The sequence below is a fragment of the Serpentinicella alkaliphila genome, assembly GCF_018141405.1.
In the GTDB taxonomy this organism is placed as follows: Bacteria; Bacillota; Clostridia; order Peptostreptococcales; family Natronincolaceae; genus Serpentinicella; species Serpentinicella alkaliphila.
The window spans coordinates 786423-803288 of sequence record NZ_CP058648.1 but is presented as its reverse complement, the minus strand read 5'-3'; the positions used below and the strand labels follow the sequence as shown (position 1 = coordinate 803288).

Annotated in this window: 14 protein-coding genes; 12 read left to right on the top strand and 2 right to left on the bottom strand. The window is 33.2% G+C overall.

Annotated features, from left to right (window positions below):
• The 9 genes from HZR23_RS04055 (at window position 1) to HZR23_RS04015 (ending at window position 9466) form a co-directional block, all read left to right on the top strand.
• Complete coding sequence (locus tag HZR23_RS04055) at window positions 1–1113, top strand: EpsG family protein (protein ID WP_132849373.1); 1113 nt, start codon at window positions 1–3, stop codon at window positions 1111–1113.
• Window positions 1114–1151: 38 nt separating this feature from the next.
• The gene (locus HZR23_RS04050) at window positions 1152–2234 is read left to right on the top strand and encodes a glycosyltransferase (protein ID WP_132849372.1); all 1083 of its coding nucleotides are present in this window, start codon (window positions 1152–1154) and stop codon (window positions 2232–2234) included.
• Window positions 2235–2249: 15 nt separating this feature from the next.
• Window positions 2250–3146 (top strand): ATP-grasp fold amidoligase family protein, encoded by an 897-nt coding sequence (locus HZR23_RS04045; RefSeq protein ID WP_243098266.1) that lies wholly within the window; start codon window positions 2250–2252, stop codon window positions 3144–3146.
• Between the two features lie 38 nt (window positions 3147–3184).
• Window positions 3185–4636, top strand: coding sequence for a lipopolysaccharide biosynthesis protein (locus tag HZR23_RS04040; protein WP_132849370.1), 1452 nt, complete (start codon window positions 3185–3187; stop codon window positions 4634–4636).
• Window positions 4637–4652: 16 nt separating this feature from the next.
• Window positions 4653–5675, top strand: a complete 1023-nt coding sequence (locus tag HZR23_RS04035) for an NAD-dependent epimerase (protein ID WP_279229905.1) — start codon at window positions 4653–4655, stop codon at window positions 5673–5675.
• An 86-nt stretch (window positions 5676–5761) separates the two neighbouring features.
• Window positions 5762–6928 carry a nucleotide sugar dehydrogenase gene (locus HZR23_RS04030; protein WP_132849368.1) on the top strand — a complete coding sequence of 389 codons (1167 nt, stop codon included), beginning with the start codon at window positions 5762–5764 and terminating at the stop codon, window positions 6926–6928.
• A gap of 33 nt (window positions 6929–6961) precedes the next feature.
• Window positions 6962–7948 (top strand): UDP-glucose 4-epimerase GalE, encoded by a 987-nt coding sequence (gene galE, locus HZR23_RS04025; RefSeq protein WP_132849367.1) that lies wholly within the window; start codon window positions 6962–6964, stop codon window positions 7946–7948.
• 94 nt (window positions 7949–8042) lie between these two features.
• Window positions 8043–8954: a UTP--glucose-1-phosphate uridylyltransferase GalU gene (galU, locus tag HZR23_RS04020; protein ID WP_132849366.1), complete on the top strand. Its 912-nt coding sequence runs from the start codon at window positions 8043–8045 to the stop codon at window positions 8952–8954.
• Window positions 8955–9190: 236 nt separating this feature from the next.
• Window positions 9191–9466, top strand: a complete 276-nt coding sequence (locus tag HZR23_RS04015) for a ubiquitin family protein (RefSeq protein ID WP_132849365.1) — start codon at window positions 9191–9193, stop codon at window positions 9464–9466.
• Between the two features lie 34 nt (window positions 9467–9500).
• On the opposite strand, the gene HZR23_RS04010 is transcribed toward HZR23_RS04015, so the two are convergent.
• Both HZR23_RS04010 and HZR23_RS04005 read right to left on the bottom strand, forming a co-directional pair.
• Window positions 9501–10400 (bottom strand): IS3 family transposase, encoded by a 900-nt coding sequence (locus HZR23_RS04010; RefSeq protein WP_249536765.1) that lies wholly within the window; start codon window positions 10398–10400, stop codon window positions 9501–9503.
• A gap of 14 nt (window positions 10401–10414) precedes the next feature.
• Window positions 10415–10702: a transposase gene (locus HZR23_RS04005; RefSeq protein WP_213050260.1), complete on the bottom strand. Its 288-nt coding sequence runs from the start codon at window positions 10700–10702 to the stop codon at window positions 10415–10417.
• Window positions 10703–11147: 445 nt separating this feature from the next.
• Between HZR23_RS04005 and HZR23_RS04000 the strand changes: the two genes are divergently transcribed.
• From HZR23_RS04000 to HZR23_RS03990, 3 genes are all read left to right on the top strand, one after another.
• Window positions 11148–12890 (top strand): phospho-sugar mutase, encoded by a 1743-nt coding sequence (locus HZR23_RS04000; RefSeq protein WP_132848368.1) that lies wholly within the window; start codon window positions 11148–11150, stop codon window positions 12888–12890.
• A 189-nt stretch (window positions 12891–13079) separates the two neighbouring features.
• Complete coding sequence (locus HZR23_RS03995) at window positions 13080–14435, top strand: glucose-6-phosphate isomerase (RefSeq protein ID WP_132848369.1); 1356 nt, start codon at window positions 13080–13082, stop codon at window positions 14433–14435.
• Between the two features lie 27 nt (window positions 14436–14462).
• Entirely contained in the window at window positions 14463–16307 is a 1845-nt protein-coding gene (locus HZR23_RS03990; RefSeq protein WP_132848370.1) for a polysaccharide biosynthesis protein, read from the top strand.
• Window positions 16308–16866: the final 559 nt, after the last annotated feature.

Genomic DNA, 16866 nt, shown 5'->3' with positions numbered 1-16866 from the left:
TTGAGCTATATAACTGAGTTTCCATTGACAACACTTTTATACGTTTTTATGCTTAGTATGGTATTGATTAACTCGTATTTAGCTATGCATATAAAGGGTAGAAGGTCGAAACGAATCTTCCTCTTGTTAGTAATTGTATTGTTAAGTGCACTTTCGGGATTAAGAGATAGTACCGTTGGTAATGATACATGGGTTTATATTAGAGCAATCGAAAGTGCGAAACTAAATTATTCTGGTGAGTTATTCTATAATTATTACGATTTTGGATTCCAATTATTAATAAAAAGTTTAGTCAATATTTTTAATGATCCTCATATTGTTATTCTAATTATTTCATTCTTAATAAATTCTTTAGTTATACTTGCGCTTTGGAATTTCAGAACATATATAAATTTTTCGATATCTGTTTTTTTATATTATACAATTTATTATTTTGAGTCATTCAATATTATGAGGCAATGGATAGCTGTAGCTTTAGTACTTTATGGATTAAATTATTTGATAAATAATTGTAGAAACAAGTATATTTTCACTGTCATACTAGCAACATCGATTCATTTTTCAGCAATCATAAGTCTTACTTTTGTACCACTATATGATATTGTTGTAAAAAAGACAGTATTAAAAAAGAAAATAATCTATGTTTTTTCAACATTTATTTTTTCGGTCATTACTTATTATATATCATTGCAAATAGGGTTACTCAGTGAATTTGAAGCTAAATATCATTATTACTTTCAAAATTTCACTTTAGAAAATATACAGATTGGATTCTTTTTTATAATAAGATTAATTGTCATTTTGTATAGCATTTATGTACTAAAAGTCAATATTAGTAAATCAAACGATAAGGAATTGATTAGATTTTTCATTTTTCTAACATTGATAGGAACTTCGTTGACTATGGTTGGTTATGCAGTTACTTATGTTGGGAGAATAGGTTTGTATGCTATGGTATGTGAAGTACTTCTATTATCGATGATTGCAAAAAATAGATCTCATAGCATAATGTTAAAAGTGCTAATTATCGGAATCGGGTTATATGTTTTTGTTAACTCGCTAATGCTCTCAGGGCAAGGGCATGTACCTTACAGTACGTTTTTTAAATGGTAATAATAGGATAACTAAGAGAAAGGAAGGTAGTAAGAACAATGAATATAACTCTTATGATATATGGTTTATGTGGAGGGGGTGCTGAAAGAGTTCTGGTCAATCTAGCAAATAAACTAAGTGAAAATGGCAATGTTGTGAAAATTATTGTTTTTGATGAAGGGCAATCTGATTACGAACTCCAAAAAGGTATTGACGTTGTTTCTTACAAAACTAATACTTCAAACAAATTATTTACTTTTTTTTCAATGATAATAAATATGAGAAGGGCGATTTTAGATACGAATCCCGACTTGCTGATATCTTTTCTTACCACAACTAACATTTATGCCCTCTTAGGGAATTTACTTCATAATAAAACAATAATTATTTCTGAGCGGAATGACCCAAACCAAGATCCGGAGCAATGGTACTATAGGCTCTTAAGGAAATTTATATATCCATTAGCTAGTGGGTTTGTTTTTCAAACAAATGATGCAAAAAAATATTTTTCAAAAAATATACAAAACAGAAGTACTGTAATACCGAATCCTGTTTTTATAGACCTTATAGATAACTTTCATATTGAAAAGAAAAATACAATAGTATGCGTAGGTAGGTTAGAACCACAAAAAAATCAAAAAATGCTAATAGATGCTTTTGAAATAATAAAAGACGATTTCCCAGATTTTTCTTTGGACATCTATGGTGATGGTTCATTAAGAACTGAACTGCAAGAATATATAAATAATAAGAGTCTTCAAAACATTGTTACACTTAAAGGCAGAGTAAAAAACCTGCATGAGCAAATTATTGGAGCATCGTTATTTGTTTTGCCTTCTAATTACGAAGGAATGTCTAATGCTCTAATGGAAGCAATGGCATTAGGAATACCATGTATATCAACTGATTGTCCTATAGGTGGCTCGGCAGATTTAATAAAGAATAATGTAAATGGAATACTTATAGCTGTAAATGATGTTGATCAACTTATTTGCGCGATGAGGAAGATTCTAGGAAACAAAGATTTTTCGACGAAACTTGCTACTGAAGCCACTAAAGTGAAAACTACAAACAACATTTCAAATATCTATATAGAGTGGGACGAATATATAAAAAAGGTTATAAGTAATGAAAACAAGTAAAGGTGGGGGCGGATAGTGAATAAAATTGATAAGTTTATCAAAAATCCGAAGTTATTATGGATATATATATTAAATTCAAAATTGCTCAGAATTGTCCCGGATAAAATTTATCTTGGATTAAAATATAGAACACTGATGAATTCAAAGCTTAATCTTAATAATCCACAAACATTTAATGAAAAACTACAATGGCTTAAAATCAACGACAGAAAAGAATTTTATACAAGCTTAGTAGATAAATATTTAGTTAGGGAATATATTTCGAATAGGATTGGAAGTGAATATTTAATTCCACTATTAGGTGTCTATAAAAAATTTGAAGAGATTGATTTCAATGTTCTGCCAGACAAATTTGTTTTAAAACCAAATCACACCTCTGGAGATATATTCATTTGTGAAAATAAAAAAAATATTGATTATTCTTCACTAAAGAAAATGGTAGATGGATGGCTAAAAAAAGAGTATTTTTGGATTCATAGGGAATGGCCATATAAGAATATTAATCCTGTTATATTATGTGAGGAGTATATTGAATCTAATTCAAGTTACGGGCTAATTGACTATAAATTTATGTGTTTTGACGGGGAACCCAAACTATTATTTTTAGGTTTAAATAGAGGCAGCGAAAAAGGTTTAAATGTTGATTTTTATGATTTTGATTGGAATAAGCTACCTTTTGAGCGCTATTATCCAAGTAGTAATGACGAGGTTTCTAAACCAGAGAATCTTGATAGAATGATAGCATTGGCAAGAACCTTATCAAAAGGTATGAAATTTGTTAGAGTAGACTTTTATGAAGTTAATGGAAAAGTGTTATTCGGAGAACTGACATTTTATCCAGGTTCAGGTTTTGAATATTTTACTCCTTCATCTTATGACTATTTACTCGGCAGTTATATTAGTCTTTATTGATTGTTAAAGTTAAAAAATATCAGAATGAGGGATACTTAATGAAAATTTCAAATGGAGATTATACAAAAGTTGCTATAACAGCAGCTAAATGGTCAACAGCTTCAGAAATAGTAGCAAAATTAGTTAGCCCATTGACCAATATGATTTTAGCTAGAATTATGTCACCAGAAATATTTGGTGTTATTGCAACCATTACAATGATAACCAGTTTTGCTGATGTTTTTATTGATACCGGTTTTCAAAGATTTCTTGTGCAACATAATTTTAATAGTAAAGATGAACTATATAAAAACTCAAATGTTGCATTTTACACTAATATAATTCTTTCAATATTACTATGGGGAATTATTTCTTTATTCAATAATGAATTAGCTTCAATCTTAGGAGTCTCAGGTATAGGGGCAGCAATAATTGTAGCATGCGCCCAGCTTCCAATTACTTCGTTTTCGAGCATACAGATGGCTTTGTTTAGAAGGAACTTTGACTTCAGAATTCTATTTATTGTAAGAGTAATATCAATAATCATACCAATATTCGTAACTATACCATTAGCTCTAATGGGTAAAAGCTATTGGTCAATAATATGCGGGACTTTAATTATGCATTTTATAAGTGCTATTGTTTTGACAATCAAATCCGAGTGGAAACCAAAATTATTTTATAATTTCAATATATTAAAAAATATGTTTACTTTTACTATTTGGTCAATTGTTGAATCAATTTCAATTTGGCTCACTACTTGGGTAGATGCATTTATAATTGCGAGTGTTTTAAACGATTACTACCTCGGAATCTACAAAACTTCTACCACAATGGTAAATTCAATAATGGCATTAATTACAGCTACTATTGTACCAGTACTTTTTTCAACATTATCTAGACTGCAAGATGATAAGACTAAATTTAATGAGACATTTTTCTTAGTTCAAAGAGTTGTAGCGATAATCGTATTTCCTTTAGGGGTTGGTATATTTCTATATAGTGATTTAGCTACTAATATTCTACTTGGAAGTCAATGGGCTGAAGCAAGTAATGTTATTGGTACATGGGCTTTGACTAGTTCCATTGTGATAGTATTCAGTTACTTCTGCAGTGAAGTTTATAGATCTAAAGGCAAACCCAAGCTATCATTTATTTCGCAAATACTTCATTTGATAATACTTATTCCTGCGTGTATAATTAGCTCGAAGTTTGGATTTTGGACACTTGTTTATATCAGATCTTGGATTAGACTTCAAAGTACTCTCGTTCATTTTATCTTAATGAAGAAATTCATACAATTTCCAATAATGAATTCATTTAGCAATGTAATGCCTTCCGTAGTATCAACAAGTATAATGTTCTTTGTTGGTAATTATTTGATACAAATTTCAGACTCTTTAACATGGAGCTTAGTATCAATTCTAATATGTATTATTGTTTATATTTTGGTGCTTTTGAGATTCAAATTAGTGAAAACTGATATAAAAAATTTTCTTACTTATCGATAAATGGAGGAGGATTAAAATGAAAATACTAATAACAGGTGTAGCCGGCTTTATTGGGTTTCACCTTTCAAAAAAATTACTAAATCAATCCTATCAGATAATAGGAGTTGACAACTTGAACGACTATTATGATCCAAGCCTCAAGCAGTCTAGGCTTGAGATTTTAGGAAAATACAATAACTTTAATTTTCATAAAGTAGATTTAAAGGACAAGGCAGCGGTAGATAACATATTCGAAACTTACCAGCCAACTCACGTCATAAATTTAGCGGCTCAAGCAGGAGTGCGTTACTCCATTGATAATCCCTATGCTTATGTGGATTCAAATCTTACTGGTTTTATGAATATATTGGAGGCTTGTAGGAACTATCCTGTAGAACATCTACTTTATGCTTCATCAAGTTCTGTCTATGGTGGTAATAAGGTAGCACCATTTTCTACAAATCACAATGTAGATCATCCAGTGTCGCTGTATGCAGCTACGAAGAAGTCAAATGAGTTGATGGCGCATACCTATAGTCATCTTTATGGTATTCCAACAACTGGACTAAGATTCTTTACAGTTTATGGACCATATGGTAGACCTGACATGGCTTACTTCTCATTCACAAAGGACATTTTAGCTGACAAGCCTATTAAAGTCTTTAATCATGGAAAGATGGAAAGAGACTTCACTTACATTGATGATATTGTAGAAGGTATAGTAAAACTCATTGATAAAGCACCTGTTCCTAATAAAGACTGGGATGAAAGCAAGGATGATTTAAGTACAAGCTTCGCGCCTTATAAAATCTATAACATAGGTAACAACAACCCAGTTAAGCTTATGAGATTTATCAACGCGCTAGAATCAGCTCTTGGAAAAGAGGCTGAGAAAGTATATATGGATATGCAGCCAGGAGATGTTCTTAGAACTTATGCAGATGTGTCAGATCTTGAAAGAGATATTGATTTTAAACCGTCTACTAGTATTGAGGATGGACTAATGAAGTTCGTAGAGTGGTATGAACAGTATTATGAAGTAGAGAAACAGGTTATATGATAATGATAATCACATTCAAAGATGAAGCGGAATTTGTGAGATCTTAGATTAATTGAACTTACATAAATCAAGGGGGTAATCAGTCAATGAAAATAACAGTAGCCGGAACAGGTTATGTAGGATTATCAAACGCTGTTCTATTAGCACAACACAATGAAGTCACCGCTCTGGATATTATCCAGGAGAAGGTAGATTTGATTAACAATCGTAAGTCTCCAATTATTGATGCTGAGATTGAAGACTATCTTGCCAATAAAAGTTTAAACCTTAAAGCCACTACAGATAATTTTGTAGCATTTAAGGATGCGGAGTATATTATCATTTCTACGCCAACAAACTATGATCCAGAGAAGAATTACTTTAACACAAGAACAGTTGAAGCTGTTATTGCTAATGTACTTGCCATTAATCCTGATGCTGTAATGATTATTAAATCAACAGTGCCAGTTGGATATACTGAGGAAATAAAAGCAAAGTTTGACACGGATAATATCATCTTCTCACCAGAATTCCTAAGAGAAGGAAAAGCATTATACGATAATCTTTATCCTTCTAGAATTGTTGTTGGTGAGCAATCTGAAAGAGCTAAAGTGTTCGCTGAACTGCTAGCTCAAGGCGCAATCAAGAAGGACATTCCTATTCTTTATACAGATCCGACAGAGGCAGAAGCCATTAAACTTTTTGCCAACACTTATCTTGCACTTAGAGTAGCATACTTCAATGAGCTTGACTCATACTCAGAGGTGAGAGGACTGGACACTAAGCAGATTATCGAAGGTGTAGGACTCGATCCACGTATAGGTACTCATTACAACAATCCTTCATTTGGCTATGGTGGTTACTGCTTACCTAAGGATACAAAGCAATTATTAGCCAATTACCAAGACGTTCCAAATAATATAATAGGGGCAATTGTTGATGCCAACAGAACTAGAAAAGACCATATTGCGGATATGATCATTAAAAGGCAACCTAAGATTGTAGGCATCTATAGACTTACTATGAAGATGGATTCTGATAATTTCCGTCAGTCTGCTATCCAGGGGGTTATGAAGCGGATTAAAGCAAAAGGTATTGAGGTTGTGGTATTTGAACCAGCACTTCATGAAGACGAGTTCTACAATTCAAGAGTTATCAAAGACTTTGATGAATTCAAGAAAATCTCTGATGTTATTGTAGCGAACAGATTATCTGATGAGATTAAAGATGTTGTAGACAAGGTTTACACAAGAGATTTGTTTAGTAGAGATTAATAAATTAGTTTGTGGGGGAGGTGACCAAACAATATGCCAATACTAATAACTGGAGGAGCTGGCTACATAGGCAGCCATACGGTGAAATATTTTCAAAAACAGAATGAAGAAATTATCGTTGTCGATAATATGCAAAGTGGCCATGAAGCTTCTATAGACGTGGATCATCTTTATAAGATTGACATTAGAGATAAAGACCAATTAGATAAAGTATTTAAAAGGCATAATATCGAAGCGGTTATTCATTTTGCGGCAAACTCTCTAGTTGGAGAGAGTATGGAAAAGCCATATGAATATTATCATAACAATGTTTATGGGATGCTATGTCTTCTAGATGTGATGAAAGAGAACAACGTAAATAAGATTGTATTCTCATCAACAGCAGCAACATATGGAGAGCCTAAGAACATACCAATCATAGAATCTGATGAGACAAGCCCTACTAACACCTATGGTGAGACGAAACTCGCTATGGAAAAGATGATGAAGTGGTTTGACCAGGCTTATGGCACAAAGTATGTATCGCTTAGATATTTTAATGCTGCAGGAGCTTATGAGACGGGTGAAATAGGCGAAGATCATCATCCAGAGACACACCTTATTCCACTGATTCTTCAAGTCCCGTTAGGCAAGCGTGATAAGATTTATATGTTTGGAAATGACTATCCGACTGAAGATGGAACATGCGTAAGAGATTATATCCATGTTATGGACCTTGCTTCAGCTCACTATAAAGCACTTGAGTATCTAAGAGAAGGAAATCACAGTGATATATTTAACCTCGGAAATGGCAATGGTTACTCAGTAAGACAAGTAATTGAGACAACAAGAAAAGTAACTGGCCATCCAATTCCGGCAGAAGTGAAAGAAAGACGTGCTGGCGATCCAGCAACACTAATTGCTTCATCTGAAAAAGCAAAAAGTGTGTTGGGATGGAAACCTGAGTTTGATTCACTAGAGAAGATTATTGAAGATGCTTGGAGATGGCATAAGAGTAATCCTGATGGATATGAGAAGTAGATATTTTAAGCCCTAACACTGTTTAGGGCTGTTTAAACATAGAAGGGCGATCAATACAGCCCTAATTAATCAAAAGGGGAGGTCCAAATCAAATATGAAAGTACGCAAAGCAGTCATACCAGCAGCTGGCCTTGGAACGAGATTCTTACCAGCTACAAAGGCTATGCCAAAGGAAATGTTACCAATTGTAGATACACCTACAATTCAATATATTATACAAGAAGCAATCGATAGTGGAATTGAAGAGATCCTAATAATAACAGGAAAAAGCAAAAGAGCAATCGAGGATCACTTCGATAAAAATGTTGAATTGGAACTGGAACTTGAGAAAAAAGCCAATGAAGAATTATTAAAAGTAGTTAGAGATATCACTGATCTTGTCGATATCCACTATATAAGACAGAAAGAAGCCAAGGGATTAGGACATGCCATCTACCGTGCAAAGACCTTTGTTGGCAACGAGCCTTTTGCTGTTATGCTTGGCGATGATGTTGTATATAATGAGGAAAAACCATGTCTAAAGCAGATGATAGAAGTTTATGATCGGTATAAGACGAGTGTGTTAGGCGTTCAAACTGTTAAGGATGAAGACGTGTGTAAATACGGAATCGTTGATGGAGAGCGTGTTTCGGATAGAGTCTACACCGTCAAGGGGCTAGTTGAGAAGCCTGCTGTAGATGAAGCACCATCAAATGTTGCAATCCTAGGACGATATATCATCAATCCAGGTATCTTTGATATCTTAGCTGAAACAAAGCCTGGTAAAGGTGGAGAGATTCAGCTGACGGATGCTTTGAAAGAGCTGGCTCTTAAAGAAGACATGTACGCTTATGATTTTATAGGCAAAAGATACGATGTAGGAAACAAGCAGGGATTCCTTGAAGCTACTGTTGAGACAGCTCTTAGAAGAAGTGATTTGAGAGATGAATTCTTATCTTATTTAGTGAAGGTAGTTGAGAAAGAAGTAGGATCTTTAGCTGAGGTTGCTGCGGGGAGAGAAGATTAAGAGGATCCTGACATACTATTATGAGCCACTTCCCAAATCGCCAAGAAACTATCTCTCCACATAGGGTGGTGGGGATAGGGAGCGTCTAAACATTATTACCAGGTAGACATGATTACTTTGACACCGAGATATGCAGTGAAAGAGAACGGACATTTTAGTTGCAGAGATGTCCGTTTCTATACAAAGGAAATTTACAGAATAATTTGTTAATAGGTGAATTGTGGGAGGTGATTAACATGGATGTTGATGAATATAGAAATTTGATTAGCGAGTTTTCAGACTTACCATTATTTGATGAGAAGTGCAGCTTCTATTATGATGAGACCGGGAACGTCCGCAAGTTTAGATTGACAGAGGTTGGTGTGAATGCAGAAGAAGTCATTGCCAACGACTTTATTCTCGGTGGTGTGCTGTTTAAAGGTGATACTCTCCCATGCGATGTAGACAAGTTGTTTGATGAGTTGAAAATCAATGCATGGTACTATGTCAAGAAAAAGTACAAGTTAAATTAGGATTTTCTTAATATTTTCATCATTCAACATTATGTCAACTCGCTTCTTGGTATAATTTGCTTAGCTCCTTGTTATATTCAGCTTCATACTGATTTGGAGATAAATATCCACAATGGCTATGTATTCTTACTGTATTATAAAATGCTTCTATATAGTTAAAAACCAATCGATATGCATGATTATAATCTAATATCTTGAATCTATTTATCCACTCTCTTTTAATTAATGCATGGAATGATTCTATACATGCATTATCCCATGGATTAGCTTTCCTAGAATAACTATTTATAAATTTTTCTGTAGATTTTTGATATGCTGTACATGTATATTGCACCCCGCGATCTGAATGCATAACTAATGGTTTACTTATATTCCGTGATGCCTTGGCTTTATTAATTGCTTCTATTACCCATTTTGCTTCTAGGGTAGTACTAAGCACCCAAGATATTATTTTTCTTGAATACAGGTCCATTATACTAGTTAAATATACAAACCCTTCATAGGTCCAAATATATGTAATATCAGAACACCATACTGCGTTTGGTTCGGATGGGTTAAATTCCTTATTCAATATATTAGTAAGTTCCTCACTAAAATTCGAATCTATTGTTGTAACCGTATAAGGCTTTACATATTGGGCTTTTATTCCCATTTCTCTCATATAATTACCTACTGTTTTTTCTGATATGGTTTCTCCATTTTGTTGTAATCGCTGTGTTATTTTAGGAGCTCCATAGTTCTGATAAGACTCATCATGTATTTGCTTAATTTGAACCTTTATATATTCTTTTCTTTTATTCATATCAGAAGGAACCCTTCTCTTAAAGGAATTATAACCACTCCTAGAAACGCCTAGTATTTTAAGCACTCCGCTAACATTAAGCCGGCGTTTTCCCTCTTCATTTAATTCATCTTCCTTTTGGGATGTTTCTATAAAGAGAGCCTCTGTTAGTTTCCCAGAATGCTGATTGCCTTTTTTAGTATTTCTAATGCATCCTGCGCATCTCTTAACTCTTTACGTAGTCTTGCATTTTCTTTAGCTTCATCACTTTGGTAATTACCAGATCCTCTCGTAGGCACCTCACCATTATTTGACTTTGATTCTTTTACCCAAGCTGATAATGCTGTTCTACTTACCCCCAAATTCTTTGCACAAACCATTAATCCTAAGTCTTTATGCTCTAAATAGTACCTAGCTGCATCCTCTTTAAATTCTTTTGTATACTGTTTACTCATGTCTATTCCTCCATCTTTCACTAATTTCATTATAACTTTATTTTTGGAATTTTCCACTTTCAACTTGTACTATTTATATTCTAGCACCAGATTATTTCTAAAGTTAAAGTTGACATACTTATTAATGAGCAAAAATTTGATTTTATACTTTCTAGGGATACATTTGGCAATAAAGTTGTCCACTTCAAAAACTAAATCCGAGCTATTTTTGATATAATTTATAGCTTGTATTTTGGTTGGCACCAGTTTTCTTTATCACATCTTTGGGTAGCTATGAATATAAAATCTACAAAATATATCTGGGTCCAATATTTAGAAAATATAAAATTTGTAAAAAGAAGGAATTTTGAAGTAATTCATAGAATATACAGGTATTTAGTACTATAATGTAAAAACTTCGGTTATATACCGAGGTTCTCTTATGTAACCTCTTGGGGGGAGAAATATGGAAGCTAAAACTTTAGAAAAATATAGGATTTGGGTTGAAGAACCCTGTTTCGATTTAGATACAAAGAAAGAATTAGAGGATATTAAAGAGAATTATAAGGAAATTGAGGATAGATTTTTTAAGGAAATTGAGTTTGGAACTGCTGGACTTCGAGGAGTTATAGGGGCAGGGACCAATAGAATAAATAAATATATGGTTAGAAAGACTACCCAAGGATTAGCTAATCATATAGAAAGTAGTAGTGAAAAAGCTAAAACTAGAGGTGTAGTTATAGCCTATGACAATAGAAGGATGTCGAGAGAATTTACTGAAGAGGCAGCTAGGGTTTTAACTGCTAATGGAATTAAAGTGTATCTATTTAATTCCATTAGGACTACGCCTGAGCTTTCCTTTGCTATTAGGTATTTAAATTGTATTTCAGGAATTGTAATTACGGCTAGTCATAATCCACCGGAGTACAATGGGTATAAGGTATATTGGGAAGATGGAGCCCAAATATCCTCTGAGAAAGCGAAAGATATAATTGAATCTATAGGATTAGTTAATGATTTTGGATCTATTGCAATTATAAGTATAGGTGAAGCTACAGAACAAGGATTAATAGTCAACTTAGATTCTGAAATAGATGACGCATATATTGAGGAAGTAAAGAAGCAAAGTATAAGAGGAAAAATAGTAAAAAACGTTGGGCAAGAATTTAAAGTAGTCTATACTCCATTACATGGAACGGGAAATATTCCAGTAAGAAGAGTTTTAAAAGAAATTGGTTTTAGTAATGTTTTTGTAGTTCCAGAGCAAGAACTTCCAGATTCTGAATTTTCAACTGTCAAATATCCGAATCCAGAAGAAAAGGAAGCCTTTGAGCTAGCAATTAAATTGGCTATGAAGGAGGATGCTAACTTAATATTAGGTACAGATCCGGATTGCGATAGAGTGGGAGCAGTAGTTAAGGATAGGAATGGAGAGTATGTTGTTCTTACAGGAAATCAAACAGGTGCTCTTTTAGTAGAATATATTCTTTCAGGATTAAAAGAAACGGGTAGATTAGGGGATAAAGATGTAATAATAAAAACAATCGTAACTAGTGAATTGGGTACCGATATTGCTAGGAGCTTTGGTATTGATGTTATTAATACCCTAACGGGATTTAAATACATAGGAGAAAAAATAAAAGAGTTCGAAAAAACAGGTGAAAACTTTATATTTGGTTATGAGGAAAGCTTTGGTTATTTAGCAGGAACCCATGCTAGAGATAAGGATGCCGTAGTCACCTCTATGCTCATATGTGAGATGGCAGCCTATTATTACTCCAAAGGGATGAGCCTATATGATGCTCTTATGGAACTGTATAATAAATATGGTTTCTATTTGGAAGATTTAAAATCTATTACCCTTGAAGGTAAGGATGGATTAAATAAAATAGGTAGGATTATGGAGTTTTTTAGGAAAGAGAAACTTCAGTTTATTGACAGTAAAAAAGTTGTAGCTATTGAAGACTATAAAGATTCTTCTATAATATATTTAGATGAAGCTAGAGAAGTAGATGAAATAGACTTACCAAAAGCGGATGTTATCAAATTTATTTTGGAAGATGGAGCATGGATAGCCCTAAGGCCTTCGGGAACTGAACCCAAGCTTAAAATATACGGTGGGGTTAAGGAAGACTCTATGGAAGAAAGCAAAAGTGTTTTATATAAAATTATTTCCTTTGTAGATGACCTAATCCAAGGTGTAATATAGAAATATTACCAGATCCAATTTATAAAAATCAACCAAATTCCTTTAAATATTTGGTATAATTCTTGTTAAGGATATTATAATAGAAAAAATCTAAAATGTAATATATCATAATTGGAATAATTGGTTTAAATATTTATATTTTATAATAGGATGAAATTGGATTAAGAACTGGAAGTAGGTGATGAGGGAATGGAAAAGATAACTATAGATTATCGTAATGTGGTATCAGTATTAAGTAAAAATGATTTAAGTAGTATGGAAAAAAGAATAAAGCTATGCCACAATATGCTACATAGAGGAAATGGTGAAGGAAGTAATTATTTAGGTTGGATAAATCTACCCAGTAGCTATGAACAAGAAGAGACTAAAAAAATAAAGGAAGTTGCAGAAAAAATAAAGAAAGAATCTGATGTCTTAATTGTAGTAGGTATCGGGGGATCATATTTAGGTGCTAGGGCTGCTATTGAGATGCTTAACCACAACTTTTATAATGAGCTTCCTAAGGAAAAAAGGAAGGGCCCTAAAGTATATTTTGCGGGACACAATATTAGTCCAATGTACATAAAGAATCTCTTAGATGTTATCGGGGATCAGCATATATCCTTAAATGTTATATCCAAATCCGGCACAACTACAGAACCAGGAATCGTCTTTAGAATTTTTAAAGAGTATATGGAAAATAGATATGGTAAAAAAGAGGCCATGACCAGAATATATGCCACTACGGATAGAAGTCATGGGGCATTAAGGGAGTTAGCAAGTCAGGAAGGCTATGAAACCTTTGTAATTCCAAATAATATTGGTGGTAGGTACTCAGTGTTAACTCCAGTTGGATTACTACCTATGGCTGTATCCGGGATAAATATAGAGGATGTTTTAGAGGGGGCTAAGAGGGCTCAGGCGGATTTAAGTGATGATAGTTTAAAGACTAATAATTGCTATAAATACGCGGCCTTGAGAAATCTTCTTTATTCTAGGGGTAAAACAACAGAGGTTATGGTAACAAATGAGCCAAATCTATATTATATGGGAGAATGGTATAAACAACTCTTTGGAGAAAGTGAAGGGAAGGATGGAAAGGGTATTTTTCCAGCCTCAATGAACTTTACAACGGATCTACATTCTTTAGGTCAATACTTACAGGATGGAAAAAAGAACATATTTGAAACAGCTATAAATATAGAAAAGAGTCAGGAAGATATAGCTATAAGTAAGGATAAATTAAATTTAGATGGACTAAATTATTTGGAGGGAAAAACCCTGGATTATATTAATAGAAAGGCTATGGAAGGGGCATTGGCTGCCCATACCGATGGTGGAGTGCCTAACATAGTAATAAATCTACCAGAGATTACTCCCTTTTATTATGGATATTTAACTTACTTCTTTATGAAGGCCTGTGGCATGAGTGGATATTTACTAGAGGTAAATCCTTTTGATCAACCGGGGGTTGAAGCATATAAAAGAAACATGTTTAGGCTATTAGGTAAGCCAGGCTATGAAGAGGTATATGAGGAAATAGTTGCTACCTTAGAGAGGGTATAGTAAGGAAAAAAAGTGGGGATGACTTTTATGAAGAAAAAGGTAATGATAGGGTTATTGATGGGAATAGATGCTATTTTAATTAATATAGCATATATTCTAGCATTTTACATACGATTTGATGGACAGTTTAATGGAAGGGTAGCAGGTCCCTACTTTCAGTTATATATTGATAATTTAATTACTGTAACTATGATAAAAGTGGGCCTTTTATTTGTATTTGGCTTATATAGAAATCTATGGAAATACGCGAGTATACAGGAGTTATTTCAAATAGTTATATCATCTTTTGGGGCAAATACGGCAGTAGTAGCATATATGGTTTTAATGCAATATAAATTGCCTCGTAGTATTTACATACTTGCCTTTATTTTAGATGTTATCCTTATAGGTTGTGTTCGAATAGGCTATAGGGTATATTCTAATGCAAAGGAGCATATGTTTAAGGCAAAAGACTCGGATATAAAAAGAGTATTGGTAATTGGAGCAGGGCAAGCTGGGGCTTTAATAATTAAAGAATTAAAGAATCATGAGAATTTAAAAAGTAAGGCCGTGGCAGTTATAGATGATGATGATTCAAAATTAGGTAGTAGAATTAATGGGGTACCAATCCTTGGGGACAGATATCATATAAGAAAGATTGTAGATAAAAAGAAAATAGATGAAATAATTATAGCTATTCCTTCTGCTCCGAAAAGAATAATTAGAGAGATTGTTGAGGAATGCAGTAAAACTAAGTGTAGCTTAAAGATAGTTCCTGGGATTTATGAAATAATCGATGGAAATGTAAGTATTAAGCATGTAAGGGATGTAGAGATAGAGGATTTGCTAGGTAGAGAGGCAGTACAGGTGGATCTAGAGGATATAAGTGACTATTTGTCCGGTAAAGTTGTTTTAATAACTGGGGGCGGTGGGTCAATTGGTTCAGAGCTTTGTAGGCAAATAAGTGGTTTCAGGCCTAAGAAACTTTTAATTCTAGATATTTATGAAAATAATGCTTATGATATACAGAATGAACTCATTAGGATGTTCCCTGAATTGGACCTAGAAGTGTTAATAGCATCAATAAGGGACAGGAAAAGAATTGAGGAAATATTTGCAGTATATAAACCGGAGGTTGTATTCCATGCTGCAGCTCATAAACATGTACCATTAATGGAGAAAAATCCTCAAGAGGCAATAAAAAACAATGTTTTTGGAACTCTAAATGTTGCAGAATGTGCCCATGATTTTGGAGTAAAGAGGTTTGTACTAATTTCTACGGATAAGGCCGTTAACCCAACAAATGTAATGGGAGCAACTAAAAGGGTTGCAGAGATGATAGTACAGTCCCTAAATAAAACAAGTAAAACTGAATTTGTTGCTGTAAGGTTTGGAAATGTTTTAGGAAGTAATGGTAGTGTCATCCCCTTGTTTAGAAAACAAATTAAAGAAGGAGGACCGGTAACTGTAACCCATGAAGAGGTTACCAGATACTTTATGACCATACCGGAGGCAGTCCAGTTAGTAATTCAGGCGGGATCCATGGCTAAAGGTGGAGAGATATTTGTACTTGATATGGGTGAGCCTGTAAAGATTATTGATTTAGCAAGAAATCTAATAAGATTATCCGGATTTGAGCCTGATGAAGATATAGAAGTAAAGGTTGTTGGTTTGAGGCCTGGAGAAAAGCTCTACGAAGAACTTTTATTAGAGGAAGAAGGGCTTGTTACAACTAAGCATGATAAAATCTTTGTGGCAAATCCAATTTTCACAGACCTTAAATTACTACAAAGAGAATTAGCCATACTACAGACACTTCTCGTTAATGAACAAAGTGATATTAAGGAGTATATGACTAGAATAGTTCCTACATATGAGATCAGGAAGGCTTAGAACAATAGTATTCTCAAAATATTATACTATTTAAATATATAAGTTTTTGTGAACTAGAAATTTTTATTTATAAAAAAGCGATTAGTAAAACACTGCTCGGTATTTGTTGTATACAGATGAATACTGTAAATTTCTATATTAGTCGAGACTTTTTGTTTACTATCTTCTGATAAAACAAATATATTTTAATTGACTTTGTTTAAAAGTCGGAGTTTTAAAAATTAACAAAATAAGAAACAAAGAATATTACTGAAAAGGATATGAAATAAGGATTGGTATTGATATTTAAACCTGTTAGTGAAAGTAATATTTTTAATAAAAAACCACAAAACCTAATGAATATTTTAAGATTCAATGGTTTTGTGGTATAATTTTTTCATGTAAGAATATAAAAGAGAATAAAAAAATGAGCTTAATAATAGAGAATTAAAAAAATAAAGTAAAGGTTGACGCAAGAGATAACCAACCAAAACTAAGTGTAACGAGTTAAATAAGATAAGTGATTGGCTACTAAGAATTATTTGTAGAAAATTATTGATAGTTAATCCTTTATAAAATA

What these genes read in the sequence shown, in the direction of transcription:
- HZR23_RS04005 (WP_213050260.1), bottom strand. Translation starts at nt 10,702, where the DNA reads ATGAGTAAACAGTATACAAAAGAATTTAAAGAGGATGCAGCTAGGTAC.
- HZR23_RS04000 (WP_132848368.1), top strand. Translation starts at nt 11,148, where the DNA reads ATGGAAGCTAAAACTTTAGAAAAATATAGGATTTGGGTTGAAGAACCC.
- galU (WP_132849366.1), top strand. Translation starts at nt 8,043, where the DNA reads ATGAAAGTACGCAAAGCAGTCATACCAGCAGCTGGCCTTGGAACGAGA.
- HZR23_RS04050 (WP_132849372.1), top strand. Translation starts at nt 1,152, where the DNA reads ATGAATATAACTCTTATGATATATGGTTTATGTGGAGGGGGTGCTGAA.
- HZR23_RS04030 (WP_132849368.1), top strand. Translation starts at nt 5,762, where the DNA reads ATGAAAATAACAGTAGCCGGAACAGGTTATGTAGGATTATCAAACGCT.
- HZR23_RS03995 (WP_132848369.1), top strand. Translation starts at nt 13,080, where the DNA reads ATGGAAAAGATAACTATAGATTATCGTAATGTGGTATCAGTATTAAGT.
- HZR23_RS04035 (WP_279229905.1), top strand. Translation starts at nt 4,653, where the DNA reads ATGAAAATACTAATAACAGGTGTAGCCGGCTTTATTGGGTTTCACCTT.
- HZR23_RS03990 (WP_132848370.1), top strand. Translation starts at nt 14,463, where the DNA reads ATGAAGAAAAAGGTAATGATAGGGTTATTGATGGGAATAGATGCTATT.
- HZR23_RS04040 (WP_132849370.1), top strand. Translation starts at nt 3,185, where the DNA reads ATGAAAATTTCAAATGGAGATTATACAAAAGTTGCTATAACAGCAGCT.
- galE (WP_132849367.1), top strand. Translation starts at nt 6,962, where the DNA reads ATGCCAATACTAATAACTGGAGGAGCTGGCTACATAGGCAGCCATACG.
- HZR23_RS04015 (WP_132849365.1), top strand. Translation starts at nt 9,191, where the DNA reads ATGGATGTTGATGAATATAGAAATTTGATTAGCGAGTTTTCAGACTTA.